General features: G+C 37.3%; 15 protein-coding genes. All 15 read right to left on the reverse strand.

Features of this window, described 5'->3' with window-relative positions; translation table 11 throughout:
* Position 1: 1 nt before the first annotated feature.
* Positions 2–439: a hypothetical protein gene (locus O3633_RS01430; protein WP_371620132.1), complete on the reverse strand. Its 438-nt coding sequence runs from the start codon at positions 437–439 to the stop codon at positions 2–4.
* Positions 440–578: 139 nt separating this feature from the next.
* Positions 579–734: a hypothetical protein gene (locus O3633_RS01435; RefSeq protein ID WP_371620133.1), complete on the reverse strand. Its 156-nt coding sequence runs from the start codon at positions 732–734 to the stop codon at positions 579–581.
* 108 nt (positions 735–842) lie between these two features.
* Positions 843–2678: a VirD4-like conjugal transfer protein, CD1115 family gene (locus O3633_RS01440; RefSeq protein WP_371620134.1), complete on the reverse strand. Its 1836-nt coding sequence runs from the start codon at positions 2676–2678 to the stop codon at positions 843–845.
* Positions 2675–3223 carry a DUF3801 domain-containing protein gene (locus tag O3633_RS01445; protein ID WP_371620135.1) on the reverse strand — a complete coding sequence of 183 codons (549 nt, stop codon included), beginning with the start codon at positions 3221–3223 and terminating at the stop codon, positions 2675–2677. Before O3633_RS01445 ends, O3633_RS01440 begins: the two co-directional genes overlap by 4 nt.
* Position 3224: 1 nt before the next feature.
* Positions 3225–4127, reverse strand: a complete 903-nt coding sequence (locus O3633_RS01450; protein ID WP_371620136.1) for a hypothetical protein — start codon at positions 4125–4127, stop codon at positions 3225–3227.
* The gene (locus O3633_RS01455; RefSeq protein ID WP_371560906.1) at positions 4120–4359 is read right to left on the reverse strand and encodes a hypothetical protein; all 240 of its coding nucleotides are present in this window, start codon (positions 4357–4359) and stop codon (positions 4120–4122) included. Before O3633_RS01455 ends, O3633_RS01450 begins: the two co-directional genes overlap by 8 nt.
* Positions 4360–4369: 10 nt before the next feature.
* Positions 4370–5050, reverse strand: a complete 681-nt coding sequence (locus tag O3633_RS01460; protein WP_371620137.1) for a hypothetical protein — start codon at positions 5048–5050, stop codon at positions 4370–4372.
* Between the two features lie 12 nt (positions 5051–5062).
* Positions 5063–7831 carry a phage tail tip lysozyme gene (locus O3633_RS01465; protein WP_371620138.1) on the reverse strand — a complete coding sequence of 923 codons (2769 nt, stop codon included), beginning with the start codon at positions 7829–7831 and terminating at the stop codon, positions 5063–5065.
* 10 nt (positions 7832–7841) lie between these two features.
* A complete protein-coding gene (locus O3633_RS01470) occupies positions 7842–10205 on the reverse strand; it encodes a VirB4-like conjugal transfer ATPase, CD1110 family (protein ID WP_371620139.1) in 2364 nt (787 codons plus the stop codon).
* The gene (locus O3633_RS01475) at positions 10147–10521 is read right to left on the reverse strand and encodes a hypothetical protein (RefSeq protein ID WP_371620140.1); all 375 of its coding nucleotides are present in this window, start codon (positions 10519–10521) and stop codon (positions 10147–10149) included. Before O3633_RS01475 ends, O3633_RS01470 begins: the two co-directional genes overlap by 59 nt.
* A 56-nt stretch (positions 10522–10577) precedes the next feature.
* Positions 10578–11327, reverse strand: coding sequence for a TrbL/VirB6 family protein (locus tag O3633_RS01480; RefSeq protein WP_371620141.1), 750 nt, complete (start codon positions 11325–11327; stop codon positions 10578–10580).
* A gap of 9 nt (positions 11328–11336) precedes the next feature.
* Positions 11337–11564, reverse strand: a complete 228-nt coding sequence (locus O3633_RS01485) for a hypothetical protein (RefSeq protein ID WP_371620142.1) — start codon at positions 11562–11564, stop codon at positions 11337–11339.
* 82 nt (positions 11565–11646) lie between these two features.
* Positions 11647–12066 carry a hypothetical protein gene (locus O3633_RS01490; protein ID WP_371620143.1) on the reverse strand — a complete coding sequence of 140 codons (420 nt, stop codon included), beginning with the start codon at positions 12064–12066 and terminating at the stop codon, positions 11647–11649.
* Positions 12067–12137: 71 nt separating this feature from the next.
* Complete coding sequence (locus O3633_RS01495) at positions 12138–16523, reverse strand: SspB-related isopeptide-forming adhesin (RefSeq protein ID WP_371620144.1); 4386 nt, start codon at positions 16521–16523, stop codon at positions 12138–12140.
* Positions 16524–16539: 16 nt separating this feature from the next.
* Positions 16540–18738, reverse strand: a complete 2199-nt coding sequence (locus tag O3633_RS01500) for a MucBP domain-containing protein (RefSeq protein ID WP_371620145.1) — start codon at positions 18736–18738, stop codon at positions 16540–16542.
* Positions 18739–18755: the final 17 nt, after the last annotated feature.

The raw sequence follows: 18755 nt of genomic DNA on the forward strand, positions 1-18755 counted from the left end.
ACTATAATAACCCTCTTTCTTTCATAAGAACTTCCACAAAATAAAATTTCTTTTTCTTATCAGAAACTCTAAACAAATAAAATACAATGAAAAATAAAACAATGACGAATAAAGCCACACTTAAAATAAACAAGCCATTTACCAGAACATAAGATTCATTACTTAGTCCATAGGCCTTAGTAACTTTATCAACAAAATCTACAAAGACCTTATACAAGCCCCCCAAAAAAGCAAGAAACAATACTAAAATCAAAGAATTAGCTATTGTCCCCTTCCTTTCAGAAATAGATTTTAACTCACTATACTCTACCTTCAATTCTTCATCAGAAAAAGAATTAACTTTATTTCTATACGCTTCACTTAGTCCACTACGATTTTTAAGAACAGTCCTTAAAAAAAATTGTTTTATCTTATCACTGTTATTACTGTTATTACTCATTGCTATTCTCCTGTCTATATTATAACACAAAAAACAATCATTCCTTCTTCCCCAACTTGTTTTTGTCTTTTTATGTACTATTTTAGCGTACTATCTTACTCCTAACTTTACCACAAAATACTAAGGCACATTGTGCTCTCTAGTTCTTAGTTTCTATATACCCAAGTTCATCTGTAGAAAAACCAACAATTTTATAGAAGCCTATGGCTCCAAAAATTTCTAATAAATGAGCTTCCGCTACCCTTTTAGCTGTATTAAAATCATGAAAAAAAACCTGCATGAGCAAAATTTTCATGCCAGGTTATTTTTTCGCCTTCCTGATGCAGCCACACATACTGATCCCAATTTATAGCAATTAAAACGCAATAAGAGTCATAAAATTCCATTAGATTTCCTTTCTTTCCTAACTCACTTTGAGAGGAACTTCCTCGACTTCCTTAATCCCAATATGAATAACATTTTCTTCCCCAACCTGGTCTTTCCACTCATCAATATCGCTTAGATATCGCTTGTAACGATACCAGTTATCATCGTTCGGGCCATTACTTAAGAGGTAGGCTCTTGGATGCGTGTCCAGGTTAAATTTTTGATCTCGAAAGACATTTTGTTTGGATAGGAAGAGTAGGGCTTCTGTTGTTCCAATCGTGGCAACCTCATGCGGTGTCAACAATTCCCGACCAATTTTGGAATTCTGCTTGGAACTACTGCCATTTCTTCCCCTACTCTCGCTATAGTTCTGATCATTCAAAGTCTGCTTACCAGATCGCTCAGATAAAGCTCTCAAAGTATCCGGATCATTTGTTCCCAGATAAAGAATGGCCCCACAGTTATTGATAATCGTTTTCGTGTTCTCTTTACCGTATAATACTTCAATCTGACTTTGAGATTGAACCATCATTTTAATAGAGATTTCTCGAGACCGAATAACAGAGATAATCGGTGGCAGATTAGGAATCTTGCCAATCTGTCCAAACTCATCCGCCTCTATCTGAACATGCAGTAAATCCTTTTTAGACTTTGTTGGATGCTCACCTAGCAAAATTGCATCTGCAGTTTTTATTAGCACATCAAAAATGGTACTAAAAAGAAGGGCAGATAAGAACTGGTAAGCTGGATCCACTTCTGGAATATGAATAAAAACTGCTGTTTTCTCAATATTCCATTTTTCAATCTCTAGTGTATCCTTTTCAATAATCTTTCTTAGTTGCTCATGATCAAACACTGAGAAAGTAGTCGCAAAAATGGCATAAACAGAAGCTCGTGTCTGACCATCAAAGTTTTTATTAAACAAGCTCCACTGCCTACAAGCATAATTCCCCGGCAATCTCCGCTCCAAATCTTCAAACATTAATTCAACTGGACTTTCCGCCTCTGGATGATTCCGTCTCAATTCCCGAATCATATCCGTGACTTGACCTAGATTTGGCATATAATGATCAAGCTGGCTGTCAAAATAAAGATATCCAATAAGAGAACGCATCAAAAGCTTATTGGCCGCCGGCCAGAAAGGATCGCTTTCATGACCATTTCTATTCAGAGATTCCGTGATCGCCTCTGACACTCGGTCTATATCCATTTCATTATGAACATATCTAAAAACGTTGAAACCATCGGAATTCAGAAAGGTAATCAGATCAAAAATCTTCATCTTATAGCCTTTTTCTACAAGTGACTTCCCTGTTTCATGAATTAGAATCCCTTTGGTATCTGTGGTTACAAAGCTAGAGTTCCCTTGTAATAAATTTGGCTTTACAAAACTCCGTGTCTTCCAGTCCCCCGTACCTCCATATACCAAGACATTTTTATTAATTTGATTTTCAAAGCTCAAACGGTTATTAAATAGTCCCATCTGGCTATTTTGAGTGAAAATCATATTCTTTTCAGGTTCTTCATCTCGGAATCTCATCAACTCTTCTTTAGTTGCAAAGCGAGCTGATCCATGTTCCTCCCCATACCTGTACGTACCTGTATCTGTTACTCTCAAATACAGCAGAAAAGCAATCATAAACCCACTCATACCAAACAATAAAGAATTTTGTGTAAATTGAAAATCAAACCAAGATTTATCGCTCAGATGGTCGCTCATCCAGTTAAACTTTTCAAGACCGAATACATCCGTTACTGAGTCTGTATCAGGTGCCATCAGCCATAGTTTAAAGAGCCAATGAAAGAGGTAGAATAGACCAATTCCTAACAACAAATACGGTCTAAGTTTCCGTTTCTTCTTTTCTGTAATCACTTCATTTTCCCTCCAATCTGTGGTTCGATATTTTCCGGAAGAACAAACTCCTTCGTATGAATGTTTACCTGGAGGGAATTGATTTTCTCTTGTTCCACAGCTTTGAAATGTTGCAATTTCTCCTCAAAAGAAGTTGTTTTCCCATTTTTAAGGTTTCGCTCATTGAATCCTTTAGGATCTCTTGTAATGCCTTCTAGGACATCCTTAAAGGCTTGTTCAACAACACCTTTATCTTTTGCATTAAAAGCAAGAGTTGTCTTTCCATCTGGATGAGTATAAAAAGAAAAGCCAATCCCGTATTGGCCTAGTTCTTTTCGAACTGCCTCGAGATTGACTTCATTATGTAGTAGTTGCTGGACTTCTTTAGCATCTGCTGTAGCCATGAATTTATTCCAGTCTGTATCACCAGTAAAGACTACATTCTCCCCTCTGGCTTGATAAATTTCAACTACTTTAGAGCTCACCAAGAAGAGTCCTTTTAAGATTACCTCTCCTGTCACAAGAGTTGCCCGTCCTAATTGGGCTACCACTTGTTCTTGTTCCATTTTAGCTCACCTCTTCAATTTTGAAATAAAGATCTTTCAATTGAGTAGCTTGAGAGTCTTTCGCAACAATCAGTTGTTTCAACTCATCGATCCTATTTTGGCACTGATCAATTTCCTCATTGGCTTCCTTGATAAAATCTTCGTTGGATTTGATTTTATTTTTAATAGATTGCTTATAAGTAACCGTCTGAGCCTCAAAGCTATCAATAACCTCTGAAGGCAAATTTACTGTAGTCGCATGAGAAAGAGAGAAAGAAGATTCAGCCTTTTGATCAGGAATCGTTTTATTCTCTTTCTGAGTAAATGTAGCAACAACTGGTGCTACGTCTTCTGTAGCTGCATCCTGTGTATTTTCATCTTCTGAAAGTTCTACTCGTTCTTCCTCATTTTCATCTAATCTACTGAAATGATCTGTAGTCCATTCACTAGAAGAATAGGTAATTTTATCTTCCAAAGGCACTTCCTCTCTAACCTCATCTTTAGGCTTCTGAGAAACTAGCTCAGCAATTCTTTGACGAGCCATATTCGCCTCTTTTTTGACCGTTAGATCTTCTAGTTCAGGAACTGGTTCTGGTTGGAATTCGGGTTGGGGTTGAGGCTCTGATGTTCCTGGTGAGGAGTTCTTTTCTTTATGTTTTGCTAAAAAATGTAGAAAACCTCTTTTTTTCTTCCCACCACTCGTACCAAAATTTTCCAGCAACTGATCAATAATTCCAACAAAAGGTATTTCAAGACTTTCTTCTTGTAGGATTTCACCTTCAGAATTGAGAGAATAAAGTCGATAGATTCCATTTATTTTATTACTCTTCATTCGCTCATTGATGATTTCTAGCCTTGATAACAACTCATCTCGATACTCAAATGTTTCCTCTTGATTAGTCAGTTGATTGATAATTTTATACATGGTTCACTCCTTGGTTACTTGATTGTGCTGGAAAAATGAGTTCCTTCATTTCCTGATAGGATAAGCCACTTTCTTCTGAAAGGGCAACAAAAAGCTGTGCTTCCAAATCCTTTTCTTGACCTATGCACTTCTTGATTTTTTTATCTGCTTCTTCTTTTTGTCGTTGTGCTTTTTCCTTCTCTCTCCTGATTTTCTCAAGCTTACCTTCAAGTTGTTCTATTTTTTTATTCATTCAATTCTCCTTATTGGTTACTACTGGTTGCGGTTGTTTGTTCAGAGGATGTAGGTGTTGTGGTTGATGAAGAGGAAACTGGAGTCGAACTTGAACTGCTAGTGTCTGAATAAGTGCCTATACTTTGCCCTTTTGCTTCAGTCAAGACAATAGGCTCAATTTTATTGACCAATAGTTTACCTGATTGTTCTACATAGGTCAATCGAATGGTAGCCTTAGTGATACCAGTAAGCCCCTTAGAATCTCGATTATCTTTTTCTGCTAAGGTTGTGCTAGAATATTGAATCTGAGCCAACGCAACTTTATGTGTTTTATCAATGTAGATAGAGCCTGATTCATAAGATTGGTCAACCACATATCCCTTATAGGTCTGGTTAACTGGCTTTTGTTCTTCTTGAATGGTTTCCTGATACATAGAATCAGTCATAAAAGGCTTATAGCGTGGACGATTCTCTTCTAAATCCTTTTTGGTATAGTAAGCAATTAGAAAGTCTTCGACTTGCTGTTCAGTAAGAGATAGTTGTTCCTGTTGTTTCTCTTCTGGTTTCTGTTTTGCCTCTTCCTGAACTTGACTATTCTGTCTCAAATTCTGTTGTACTTGAGCAATAGAATAGCCCAGGATAATACATAAAACGGCAGCGACTCCGATAAGGAGTCCCTTTACCATTTTGATTAACTTTTGATTATACATTCTTTTCCTTTCTTATTTAGGGGTAACAAAATAGATGCCTGATTGTGGTGTCAATGTTCGCCAAGTCGTTAGGTATAAACCAGTAAAGTTCATTTCTGACACTAAGAAGCTACCATCGCTATTGACATACTCACAGAATCCAACGTGGCCATAGATTGGTGATGCTCCAGCTACACCATTCATGAATACAACTGCAGAACCTGGTTTAGGAGTCGCTGAAATTTCATATCCTTGAGCTTGACCCCGATCAACCCATTGATTGGCATTTCCTAAATACGGATAAATTCCTATGCCAATCTGAGCAAAACGGTTATAAACATACCAAGTACAATTTCCTAGTGCATAGGCATTACCTGGATAACCTTGACCCTCTAGAATTGCTTGATCGGTAGGGAGTCCATACGGAAGTTTGTCTTTATACTCTGCTGGAACTTGTTCGCTCGAAACTCCTGTCGAACCTCCTCCTTTATTTTTTAAGAAATTTAGCCATTGACGAGCTGCAGTTTGTCGCTCTAGAAGCTTATTACCTGGTACTCCCAACCAAGAATTCAAGAAGTCCTCCGCAAGAGCTTCTACAGAACCTGTTGAGGTTACAATTCTTTTAAAAGCTTCTCGTCTAAGTGGATCATCTGCTTCTAATAGGAATTTAGTTTGAATTTCCGCAGACCAAATATCTCCATTCATATCTTTTGCAAAATTCCACAATGCAAGAGCACGGGGGCCAGTAAATTGACCAATCCCAATCCCGATATAGTGTAAACCATTGACCAGGTATCCTCCTTTATTTAAACGTAGATTCGGATACATAGCCTGGAAAGCATCCCAGTTACCAACTAGATTTTCTGCAGTTGGCTCTTTAGCAACTTTATCAAACTGATTATTGGTTAGAAAGTCTGTCTCATAACGTTTAAAAGTGATGGAACTCTCAATATCAAATCCACCCAAAACGGCTGCAATCCCTTCATCGGTTGCCTCCGGTATATTCTTTTTAATCGCATCTGCAAAAGCTCTCGCACGTTTTCCTTTCTCTCCAGATGTTTCAATACTGCTCACAACAGACGTTGCTTGTGTGTACTCTACACGCTGGAAGTAAAAGCCGACATTGACATAAGTCCAACTCTTCTCAACATTACCATCTTTATCTTTCTTATTTGAACGATCAGGTTCTAGTTTTTGATAATAGACCGTTTGATTTCCTTCAGATGCGACCTTTCCAATGATATCTCCAGATTTAACATGATCTCCTGTTTTGTAACGAATCGTATCTACGTTCTTATACAGAAACTTGGAATTCTCATCACTGATTTCTAGATCATTACCATTTACTTCGACTTTCCCATCTAAAACAGCTAATAGAGTTTGTCCACCTGTGGCCTGCAAAACAGAACCATTAAAAATTTCCTTCGTAGTTTTATAACCAAAGCGCTCAATAATCTGCAGGGGAGCTTCTGATTCAGGTTGATCTTCTGTATAAAATGGATTATCTAGCTCTTGTAGCAACATATATTTTCCGCTATCTCGAGCAATTTCTAAGAGTTCTTTATACTCTTCTAACTCATCCTCACTCAACTTGTAAAGGTCATTTTTAGTATAAAGATCTTCCATTGTTTTAAGATTATCTTTATCCCCATTCAAATTCTTCCATAAGGTATCTAAGTATAGTTTCCCACGAGTATTTTGCGAAAAATACTTGTTCCCGTCTATACGAAGTTTATCTGAAATATCATCATACTTATAATTCAAGTACAAAAGCGGTTCATCAATTTTTGTCCAATAATCTACCTTATCATTCGATTTTTCACGATCCAATTTTGAAAGATACAACCAGGTATCATTCATATCAAACTCATCTTGACGGGTAATTCCTGAACTACCAATACCAAGTATTGCCAGAAACAAAAGCAGACCAAAAGCAATCAGATAAGCCTTAAAGCCAAACGGATTTTTGATAATAGCTTTAATCGGTTTAGATCCAAAACGATAGACCTTTCTAGCCTTCTTAGCAGCCTTCCCTGTCTTAGATGCAGCTAAGCGTTTTCTATAAGCCTGTATCTGTCGAGATAACTTCCCTTCCCAAGAAAATTCTCTTGGGGTTCGAGTGAAGCCTCTCCCTTTAGCCTTATTGTAGAATCTATTTCCTAGACCATAGCTTGATTTAACTACTCCTTGGCCAAGCTTACCGCTATACTTCCCAATCGTTTTAATACGTTTTCCTTGAATCTGAATATCCTGATACCGATATTTAGCTCGTGCTATATCTGATAGTGTATCATCCTGATGCGCAACAGAGCTAGCCTGTTGACTGGTTGATCGTTCTAGAGCCTGTTTAGTAGCACGAAGAAACTTCTTCTTGCGTGAACCACCATTAGCCTCTTGAGCGACTTTAAAAGTTCTTTTAGAAGTTTTTTTCTCCAGTTTCGCCTTATCTAATTCCTGCTTAAGGAAGGCTTGTTTTTTATTGTTCTTATCTAATTTCTGCTTAAGGTAGGCCTGCTTTTTAATTTCTTCTGGACGAAGTGCCTTTCCTTCTTTTCCAAGATTTCTTCCTTGTTTCTGGATATTCTTATACTCTTTTTGGATTTTCTTGACCTTGTTCTTAGAAGCTCGAAATTGGCTACGACTCTTCTTTACCAACTGACGTTTTGAGTGAGTCTGAGATTGTAGCTTCGTAAGTTGTTTTGCGCTATCTTGTTGAACCGTTCGGTAATTCTTACGAACTTTTTCTAACTTTCGATCTAACCTATGACCGATTGTTTTTGGTCTGCCTTTCTCCTGATCCATAGTGAGACTCCTAAGCGTCTGTTGCGACTAAGTTATACAACTTAGTATTCTTTGGTATTGGATTCTCAAATGGCACTACAACTGGCCCTGCTACTATTAAGCCGGTACCTTTAGCTTTTGGTCGAGCCAAGTAGCGAATCTGTTTGTCAGTCAGATTGACAATCTCCTTTAAGATAGCCAAATCCTGGGGCTTTTGTTTGAGCAAAATCATGAACTCGCTATTTGAAAGCAACTTCCGACCTTCTTCAACAGCAGCCAGCGTTTCTACGTTCTGGGTAATTCCTGTTGGAATCGCACCGTATTTCCGAATCCGTGAATACAATGTAGTAAAGAAATCCGCTTGTGCCTTGTTTTTAAATAAAATCTGCATCTCATCAAAGTAAACCCAAGTAGTACATTTTCCTTGATTTTCTACAATTTGATTCCAGATATAATCCTGAATAACCATCAAAGCGAATGGCTTCAATTTGTGAGACAACTTCTTCAAATTAAAGATAACAAAGCGATGATTGAGATCCACGTTGGTACTGTGAGCAAAAATATCTTGGGAACCAGTTGTATAGGTTTCCACTGCCAAAGCTAAATCTTGAGCTTCTGGCTCTGGTTGTTCCTTCAATACCTGATGCCACTCTTTTAACGTTGGAGTGAAATCCTCTGTCAAATATCGCTCATAAGTCACACCTGTTACCCGGTCAATAATCCCAATCTGTGCATCTGTCACCTCAGATAGAATCGATTCAAACAATCCCATCAATAAGTTTGCCTTATCTCCAATCGGATCGTCATCCTCATCGTCCAAACGATCTAGATCCGGTAGATCTAAGAGATTGATATGTGTTTTAGATCCAATCGAAATATCCACCATCTGAGCACCGAAAGCACGGCCAATATCAGAATATTCATCTTCGGGATCCACAATGATTACTCGATCTTCTGGATATTTCAGCAAAGTCGGAATGACTTCACCACCCTTAATCGTAGTAGATTTACCAGAACCAGAGGAACCAAGCACAACACCTGAACCCGTATTCAGATCACGTTTTCGATCCAGTGTAATGATATTGTTTGATAACTGATTTTGACCATAGTAGCGAGCAAGTGAGCTGTCAGACTTCAAATCCACGTTAGTAAAAGGAACTTGCGTAGCAATATTAGCTGTTGTCATCTTTCTCATGAAATTCTTCTTCACATTTACGAAGCACTCACCGATAGGTAGAATCGTATTTAAAGCCTCTTCCTGGTAATAATAGAGGTCTTCAAATTCTACCCCTAGCTTCCGTCCAGCACGCTTAATCTTCTGCTCATTACGTTGTAGTTCCTCCTGGCTATCTGCCTTAAAATACACTGCAATCAAACCAGAAAAGATTTTCTGATCATACTCAGTAATCTCATCTCGCCACTTCTTGGTAGCTTCTGAGATTTCTTGGTCACGACCAGCAACCACTGCATCATCAAAAATACCAGATTGAGCAGCCTTACGTTTAGAACGTAGCTTCCCAATTTCAGCATCTGTTTCTGCATCGTCAATCTTCTCTAAGATTTCAACATTCTCATAGGGTTCTGCATGGATAGTAATGGCTAGTTCAAATCCCAGTGTCGTTAAATCACGAATGAGACGATCAGACATCCAGTTAGGATATCGGTGGGCATAGAGTACCTTGGCCCAACTATCATCAATAATCATACGTTTTTCTTGAAACTCAATTCGGTTCGGAGCGATAAATGATTTCGTTGATAATCCAGATAGAGCAATTTCTCGATAATCAAAATTGACATACGGGTTTCCTCGTAATAGTTCTGAGAAGACCTTCAGACGATCCAGACCATTCATTTCCTTAAATGTAATATCAGCTTCCTGAAATTGTGTTCCCAGGGAAACTCCAATATCTTGTAGTAACAACTGCGCCTGTTTTCGATCATCAGCGTTCGTTGAAATGGTCACATACTTATGTACCTCGAAGTTGTTAGCGTGTGTCGTAAATCGCTCCTTAATCATCTCATTTAGCTCTTCACGATAGTCATCGTAGCCATCGTTTGTTTCTTCAAACAAGATATTCTGTAAGGAGTTATCCGATACTCTACGGTTAATTACTAAGAGTTGATAGTTACTGCCCTCATCCAGTGAATTAAGAGCATCCATCGTTGTATCGATGATGCTCTCTTTTTCATCTTGTTGAGCAGTTGAGTAAGAAGCATCCCCCAGCATAAAGCTACGAGAATACTTCTCACGTGCAATGTGCATTAATCCATCTTCATGGAGCAGCGTATAATTGATTGTATTTTGTGTCGTTGGCTTCATCTGACGACGCAAGCGCTCAATTCTTTTCTTTTCTGCGTTTTCTAGTTTTTCTCTTTTGCTTTTGAATAAACTCATCTTTCGTATAAATTCCTACCTTTCCAAACTCTGTCTCATAGCTTCTTTGTTGAATTCGGAAAAAGAAATTGATTTTTTCTTTAATCCGCATTCGCTTAGTCATACCCGTACCGTACATTGCCCCAGGAACTACAAATATAGCATCCCAAAGATAAATGTACCAATCAGGTAAACCAAAGAAATATATCGTAATTGTCCCTGAAACAGCTATTAGCAAACATACGTAGAGAACAATCATTCTAGTAGTTAAGCCAAATAGAATAGGCTTGTCCTCAGTTTCAAATTCTCTTAAAAATTCTGATCCAATTTTTTTCAATTATTTTCCTTTCATATAAAATAAGATCGATCAATTCTAATTATTCTAGACATGGATTACACTCCTAAAAGTTGCTTAGCTTTTCGACTAGATCCAACCATTACAAAAATGTAGATAACCCCCTTAGCAATTGAAGCAAAGGCTGTTCCCCATGAATCACTGGAACCAGTCGTAACCTTTAGGATATCTGCTGCAACAATCGAATCATATACAACAGAAACAATAATTAGGATGACACCAATAAGGGCAGAGGCCGCAAAGTATTTCAAAAAATTAATCGTAACAGATCGTAACGAGTCCATCATAAAGAACGCTACTAACAATGGAGCTATAGCTTTAAGCATATACAAATCCAAGTAACGTAGGAAAACAATAATCCCTAGAATAACGTTAGAAACTTTACCGACAACAAAGCCAACAAATTCAATAATCTGTTTTTCAAACCAACCTTTTCCACCGGAAATATTTGAATCAATGGTTGTTTTAACAGTAGGTGCTACATGTGCAATTACCTTTACAACAATATTAAGCAATTCAAGAATGGCATCACAAATTTGAGATGAAGCAGAGATCATGATTAAGGCAAATAAATATTTCATTAAAGCCTCTAACCAAATCTTCTGTGTTAATGCACCTCCCCTCGACTTAACCATTTGTGACCATGATGCCATTTCAAACCAGAAAAAAAGACCTAAAAGGATATACCCAATAGGTCTGACTGCATCAGCCATCATATTTACAGCTTGATTTGTAGCAGAGCTATAACTAGAAAGAGAGCTTGTTAGCTCTCTAATATCTAAATTCATAGGCTACTCCTAAAATTTTAGTTGAGATAGTGCTGCAACGACTGCTGCAGCAATTCCTGCAGAAGCCACGGCCAAAAATGCACCATTAATCATAGAATCAGAACCATCATCTTGTCTTTGCTTATCTTTATTCTTCCTTCCTTGAATATAGTCAACTGAACCATTCCAGATCCAAATAAGACCTGTAATTGTTCCAACTACGCCTAGACCAGTAATAATTTTTGTAATGATTTCCATTTTGTTTTACCTCTTTTAATTTCATTTTTTTATAACAAAAGGCACTGCAGAGATTTCTACAGTGCCAAACACAATACTATTTTTATAATTCTTCAAATTCTTCACGATAAATCGTCCGAACAGTAGCTACTAGAATACTAAGACCAATAATAACCGGAACTTCAATATTCGGATGTGGGAAAAATAACTCTCCTCCTTTTGGTGCATCAACTACTTGACCAGCAGTAATAAGTGAATCATGGGGCATTCCTAATATATGCGGTTTATACCATCCAAAAATACTATCAATTATGTTTTCGCTTGGGAAATTGAATAGATGATGAATGATTGCCATTCCCCCAATCAATACGATTGTTATACATATTTTAGCTATAACCCACAGAATAAACATACCAATAGTGGATTTCACAACATTAATACACCAAAGAACGATATAAAAGGGAGCTGTAAAAATCCTAATGATAGCTACCCATAACCAGGAAAAATCATTCCCAAATTTCATAATCCTACTCCTCCACGATTTACTGTTATTATACCATAAAAATAGCTTATTTCAAAGGTTCCTAGAGTATTCTAAACCTCTTTTTTCTTGCGCTTGCTGTAGAGCAAGCCTGTAGCAACACTTCCCATTGCTAGAGCAGCTAATAGTAAATCTGCAGAATCCTTCTCACCTGTTGAAGGCAAGCTTCGTTCTGGCTGACTTACTGGTTGTTGCGGATGTTCTTCAGGAGTTTTTGGCTCTGGTTTTGGTTCCGGTTTTGGCTCTGGCTTTGGTTCTTCATTTTTCGGTTGTTCTGGTTTTGGTTCTTCTGGAGTATGAGTCACAACCGTATTGGAAACAACTTCCACACCATTAACCGTATGATAGTAAATATTTTCTACTGTTCCTGACTGAATACGTGTCATTTGTAGATATACTTCTGCTTGAAACTCTGATGTCTCTAAAATTGACTTCAAGAAAGTATCATCAAAGCTAATATCTACTTTACCTTTAGCCTTGTCTACTAATTGACTTGTGAACTTAGTTAATTCATCACCAGCTTTGAATTTTTGACCGTCACTTGTTTCAAAATCTACAGCCGCAAACACTTGATAGACACTCTGATAATCATCATGTGTTTCATCGTAGTCATCGCTAAATTTATACTCAAATAGCTGTTCTGAGCGATCTTTTGGCACTAGCGAACCAACTAATTTGTAATTAAATGTTTGATTCAGTTTTACCTCTTTTCCATCCAAGCTTTCTTTGCTTAGATGGTCGATCACTACATCTTTTTTCGGTTCAATCTTTGGAACATTATTGACTACTGTTTCAGTTACATAGGCCATACCAAAATCAATTTGGTAGGCTGTGTTCTCATACTTACCACCTGTTTGACCCAATTCCTTCTTAACAGTCATTGGATTAGTAATCGTCAGAACTTCTCCAGTTTGAACGTAGGTCTTGTAGAATTCCTCTGGATTCTCTGCCTCAAATACTTGAATCGCTCCTTTCGGAGTGAAATTGCTAGACTTCAAGGCTTCTTGTACACCTGATGGAGCTTTTTCTAGACTTTCATAAAGAGCCATTTTCAAACCTTTAACCACTTGACCTTTAGAATCAGTCACTTGAACACCATCTTGATTGATCGTAACAGCTTCTTCTGGATAATCATCAACAATGTAGAAGCCTTTACCAATACGATCTTTATCTACTTCAATGCCCTTGTATTGGCTATAATCTGCAGTTACCTTGTAGTAGTTTACAGATCCTGCCAAGACTTGTTTCCCATCGATGTCAACACCTGCTTTGTTCAGATTCTTTTTGGTTGGTTTAACAGTAGGAACATTATTTACAACTGTATCAGTTTGATATCCGTTACCGAAATCAACTTGGTAAGCCGTATTCTCGAATGATTTTCCTGAATTTCGCAATTCTTCCTTAGTTACCATTGGATCAATAATTGTAACAGATTTTCCTGCTTTGATATATTGGTTAAAATAGGCTTCTGGATCATCCACTAAAAATACTTGGAAAGCTCCCTTAGGCTTAATTTCAGAACTATCTAGAAAGGCTTTAACCTTATCATTATCAACAGATTCAATAGAATCGTACTGATAAACTGAAATTCCAGAAACTTCTTTTCCTTCGCTATCAATATAACGAATATCTGATTGATTGATAGTCACTGCCTCTTCTGGATAATCATCAATTGCACCAAAGCCTTTTAGAATAGCATTTGGATCTGCCTTTATTCCCTTATACTGATCATAATCCAAGGTTATATGATAGTAATTTGTTGAACCAGCTAGAACTGTTTTTCCATCAATAATAACACCATCCTTATTATGATTGTGTTTGAGAGGCTTGATTAAGTTGTTATTTGGATTGTCAGGATCATTCGGTTTACCTGGTGTTGTTACCTTAACAATATTTGAATAAGACTCAAACTCATTGTTTAAGTTCAAATGGAAGTTATTCTTATAGGTTGCACCATCATTTGTTACTGTGCCATAAACCTTAAGAACTGGAGTTTTATAGGCTTTACTTAAATCAGTATTTACTTTCACTAAACCTTCAGCTTTAAGTGAACCTTTCAACTGATGCTTATCATTATCATAGGTTACAGTAAAGTCTTGGTTTTGATCTACAGTTTTTGCTAAATCAAGTAGATACCCTTGAGGTAAGTTGTCCGTTAACTCATAGATTGTAGTTTCTTTTCTGTTTGCCGCTAGAGGTTTAGTTTCTAACTCCCAAACAACTTCTGATAACTTAGGTACTGAAGAATTATTTACATTTGCACCTGCAGAGTTCTTAACTAACTTTTCTACGGTAGGGGTAGTTCTCAAGCGTGTGTAAGTAACTTCAATTTCTCTTGGTGCTACTTCATTTGGAACGTTTTTCAACTCTGGTTTAGGAGGTTCACTCGGAGTAGGAACGTGAGGTGTATCTGGTTCTTCTTTTGGTGAAGCTACTAAAGGTTTCTCCGTAGGAGGTGTCAATGGAGTCTTATCCTTTTCCTTATATTCAAGTTTGTTTGGTATTAATTTTGTAAACTTACTTGGTTCAAGGGGTGGTTTTGGCTCCTCTAGTTGATTAATGACAGAGCGACCACCCCAAAGTTGGAAGGCATAACCTGATTGAAAAATAGTCAAATCAGAATCAGCACCTTTACCGTGGTCTCTGTTCCAATTATTCCAATAAGTTCTATAAGCAGCAGACTCTGATGGAGAATATGGTCTTAATTCCCTATTTCCATTAGCTAAATAAGTTAAATGATGAGTAGTACCATAACCTACACTTAAAATAGAACCCGCTGGAATATCATTATAATCATCTACATCAACATAATAAGGATCACCTTTTCTCCAACGATGTAGACCACTTTCATCGTCTGAACTGAAAACTCCATCGCTTTTAATACCTTGCCAGTATTGTTGTCCTCGAATATTTTTCTCTTGAACATAAGAACCATAAGGATTTACTACAACACCGGTACTACCATCCCCATAAGTATGACGAACTGCTTGTAGGTAATCCAAGTCAGAATAAATAGAGATATCACCTAGGTTTAAAACTTGTCCTGTGTTTTCATCATAATACTGAATATCCCAATCATTATTCAAATAGTTATAAGGATTAAAGTTGACTGATACTACTTGATTATCACCATAAACTTTATTCCACCAAATGTTTAAACGAGTATAGACATCATTACTACCATCTATTCTATGCTCTGGTACAGGTGTTGAACAAGAAATGAAACGTGCAGAGATTGTTTTACCTGACTTGGTTAGACCAACGTTATGGATTGTGAAAGTTGACCCTGCTTGGATACCGGTAATAACCCCACCACCATAAGTACCTTTAGAATCAGAATGCCCATAAAAATCTCGACCTTCATATCTATCATGTTGTAGGTTTCTATCTAAGGTTAAATAAGTTGATTTATTTGCACCCATAGCACCATCTACAACTTCCAGATTCGGAATACTAGAGTCAAATACCGCAGTCAACTTAGAGTAATAATCTAAAGAACCACGTTTTGACTCATCAAATTCACCATAAATCGTAACCCCGTTTGCGCTACCTTGAACACGTTGAGTTCTAATCTCAGCTAACTTACGATTGTACTCAGCTAAGTCTTTTTTATACTGGTCTAACTGCTCATTATACTTCGTTAAATCTGCATCAGCCTTGCCTTTTTCAATAGTCCACTTGTTTAAAGCTTCTTCGTAAGCTTTCTTGGCATCTGCGTTTTCCTTATCAATAGCAGCGTCTTTCTTAGCTTTTTCTTCTACTGCTTTTTCATAAGTAGACTTAGCAAGAGCGTTTTCTTGTTTGATACGCTCATTCTCTTTTGCTACACGCTCTCTCTCAGCTTTTAAACGCTCATTCTTTTCTTGATTTTCTTTATCAATCTGAGCGTTTTTAGTAGTAGCATCTGCTAAGTCTTTATCATACTGAGCTTTAGCTTTGTCATAAGAGTCTTGCTTTTCCTTGTTCTCAGTAGTAATCGTTTTAATCTCTTCTTTACGAGTTTCTACTTCCTTTTTGTACTTCTCAGACTCGTCTACAATAGTAGTTGCTTGCTTGTCGTAACTAGACTCAATCTCAGCAGTTTTCTTAGCTAACTCATCAGAATTAGTCACCAAACCACCGTTAACTTCAGTTTCTTTTACAATTAAACCTGCTTCTTTTGCAGCAGATACCGCAGACTCTACTTTTTCTCGGTTAACAGTAACTTCAACAGAACCTATTGATTTTTCTGAACTACCTTGGTCTTTTGTAGAATCCACCGTTGGGGAGCCTTGTAAACTTTTTGCATTTGTAGCAGGATTTGGATTTACTCGTTCATCTGCTCTAACTGGACTAGTCATCAAACCTAAGGCAGCTAGACCAAGAATTACTCCACACGTTCCCCAACGTCTTGTTTTTCGGATTGATCCGAATGCTCTTGTCTCATTATTAAATTTCATTTATTCTCCTTTTTTATTATCCATTCAATACATCCTTTACAGCACTAGTTTTAGGAAGTTTTTTAGGCTCTTCCTTCTTTGATTCAGCAGCTTTTTCTTCCGTTTTCTTTGGTTCAACCGGTTTCTCTTTTTCCTTATAAACAAACTTAAGTGTCTGTTTATCTGAAGAAACCTCCCCTTCCAATTCTTCCGGAACTGCCTTCAAAACATAAGTTGTATCTTTAACTGTAATTTCTGTTTCAACATCACGATCAAATTTCCAGTCTTTACCTACAAGCTCTCCAGCTTTAGAAATAACTTCAGAATTCTTGATTTCCTCACCCTTTTCGTTTACAAAGATAGCTTTAACTTCCTCGCCCTTTTCATGTGCCAAGTAAGTCAGCAAAAGGTCATTTTCAGCAAATTTCCCTTTCTCTTCGCCTTCTTTAAGGGTAATTTCAAATCCATCAACAGTCGGAGCTTTGATATCATAATCATCCCCAGAGAATCCCTTAGCTACAAGAATATCCTGATCAATCTGCTCATTCGTTAAAGCATTCAGAACCTTGACTGCTAAAGAATAAACCATTTTATCTGCTGGTTTCTTTTCATACAGATAATGTAGTTTAACAGTATCCTTAGTAACTTTTCCAGAAGATTCTTTAGGCTCTCCAGTCAATACATAGGTTTCACCATCAACAGTCAATTCCTTCTTAACTTCAGTTGCCTTCCATTCACTACCAATCTCCTTACCAGATTCGACAATTGTGATATCGCCTTGACCAGGAATTTCTTTTCCATCCGCTGTTCGGAAATCAGCAGTAACAGCTCCACCTTCGTTTTTGATAGAATCAGATTTCTTAGCCACTTCTTTTCCATCTAGTGACACTGTACCTGTTGCAGTTCCTTCTCCAGTAAAGCTATAAACGATTGAGTAATCACCATCAGGTAGTTTTTCTGAAAAATCAACCTTCCCATCTTTGACCGGTAATTCTTTATTGACTTTACCACCTTTTAACAAAGCCTTAGTGATTTTTATTCCATCTCCACCGATGGCAACTTGAGCTGTTTGGTCTGCGCCCTTAGAGGTTTGTACTTTAACAGTAGCAGTTTCCATAAACTGTTTAACCACTTCAGCATCTACAACTGACTTGTCTTTACCAGTCATATCGTAGATATTGGGATGACCCAATTCTTTCATTTGCTCAATCGAACGCATAGAGTTAGTGTCGTTGTCTGTAACCTGATTACGATTGACAACTGACATAAAGGTCCTAGCCCGTTTCTTCGCCCACTCAGCGAATGATTTATCCATTTCTTCTGGTTTACCTTTATCCATCCAACCGTCAGTGTATTGGATAACTGAGATTGTATCAGAAGATTTAGTGATTTTTTCAACAATCTCTTCAAATGGAACAACAACATCTACAGACTCATCTAGGTAGCGGTGTGAACCTAGAGCATTTGCTAAAGCAGCAAAATAAGCACCATACTCGTGAATTTCAGAATCTTTTTCTGTTGGAGCCTTAATCTTCAACAGATTATCAATGATTTCAAGCGCTTCTTGCTTCGTCAAGAGAGTTGAAGATATGCCCACAGTGTCTTTAATTTCTTTTTTTGTGCTCGCATGATATGAACTCTGTCCGTAATTATCCGCATAAAGTTGAATAATGTGACGACTTTGAGGGTTTTTATTTTCTTCAATAATCTTCTTACTTAGGAGTAAGGAATCCTTTACTTTACCTGCATTAGAAGAAGAATAGTCATAAACATGATCCGTAATAAGAGGATCAATTTCATTTATTGTACTCGTATTTGTAGGAGCTCTTGTCTTAAACAGAAGCTCATTAGATCCTGCTTTATCTTCACCAGTTACTACTGTATTTTCAGTAGTTTTTAGTTCTGGAGAAAAATCAGGTTGTTTAGGATCAACTGGTTCTGGATTAGGATTTTTAACCTTAGGCGCATCTTTCTTGACCTTTTCGATTTCAATTTTTGTCTTTTCCAAATCCTTGAATTTGTCGGATTTATTCTTGTTAACCTGTTTTTCGTCAATCCCAGAGGATTCTGCATCCTTCTGCTCTGTTTTTTCAGTCACAGCTGAGTTAACTGAAGAATCACTTTTAGATTCATCAGCTTGAGCTATTGCCGAACCGACAATCCCAACCGCAACAAGTCCAAGTGCTACAGAACATAGACGTTTCCCATATTTTCTATAGCTAAATGTTTTTTTCATATTATCGCCTTTCTAAA

The organism is Streptococcus sp. 27098_8_22, assembly GCF_041432415.1.
Lineage (GTDB): Bacteria > Bacillota > Bacilli > Lactobacillales > Streptococcaceae > Streptococcus > Streptococcus pseudopneumoniae_M.

What these genes read in the sequence shown, in the direction of transcription:
- O3633_RS01430 (WP_371620132.1), bottom strand. Translation starts at nt 439, where the DNA reads ATGAGTAATAACAGTAATAACAGTGATAAGATAAAACAATTTTTTTTA.
- O3633_RS01435 (WP_371620133.1), bottom strand. Translation starts at nt 734, where the DNA reads ATGAAAATTTTGCTCATGCAGGTTTTTTTTCATGATTTTAATACAGCT.
- O3633_RS01445 (WP_371620135.1), bottom strand. Translation starts at nt 3,223, where the DNA reads ATGGAACAAGAACAAGTGGTAGCCCAATTAGGACGGGCAACTCTTGTG.
- O3633_RS01450 (WP_371620136.1), bottom strand. Translation starts at nt 4,127, where the DNA reads ATGTATAAAATTATCAATCAACTGACTAATCAAGAGGAAACATTTGAG.
- O3633_RS01455 (WP_371560906.1), bottom strand. Translation starts at nt 4,359, where the DNA reads ATGAATAAAAAAATAGAACAACTTGAAGGTAAGCTTGAGAAAATCAGG.
- O3633_RS01460 (WP_371620137.1), bottom strand. Translation starts at nt 5,050, where the DNA reads ATGTATAATCAAAAGTTAATCAAAATGGTAAAGGGACTCCTTATCGGA.
- O3633_RS01465 (WP_371620138.1), bottom strand. Translation starts at nt 7,831, where the DNA reads ATGGATCAGGAGAAAGGCAGACCAAAAACAATCGGTCATAGGTTAGAT.
- O3633_RS01470 (WP_371620139.1), bottom strand. Translation starts at nt 10,205, where the DNA reads ATGAGTTTATTCAAAAGCAAAAGAGAAAAACTAGAAAACGCAGAAAAG.
- O3633_RS01480 (WP_371620141.1), bottom strand. Translation starts at nt 11,327, where the DNA reads ATGAATTTAGATATTAGAGAGCTAACAAGCTCTCTTTCTAGTTATAGC.
- O3633_RS01485 (WP_371620142.1), bottom strand. Translation starts at nt 11,564, where the DNA reads ATGGAAATCATTACAAAAATTATTACTGGTCTAGGCGTAGTTGGAACA.
- O3633_RS01490 (WP_371620143.1), bottom strand. Translation starts at nt 12,066, where the DNA reads ATGAAATTTGGGAATGATTTTTCCTGGTTATGGGTAGCTATCATTAGG.
- O3633_RS01495 (WP_371620144.1), bottom strand. Translation starts at nt 16,523, where the DNA reads ATGAAATTTAATAATGAGACAAGAGCATTCGGATCAATCCGAAAAACA.
- O3633_RS01500 (WP_371620145.1), bottom strand. Translation starts at nt 18,738, where the DNA reads ATGAAAAAAACATTTAGCTATAGAAAATATGGGAAACGTCTATGTTCT.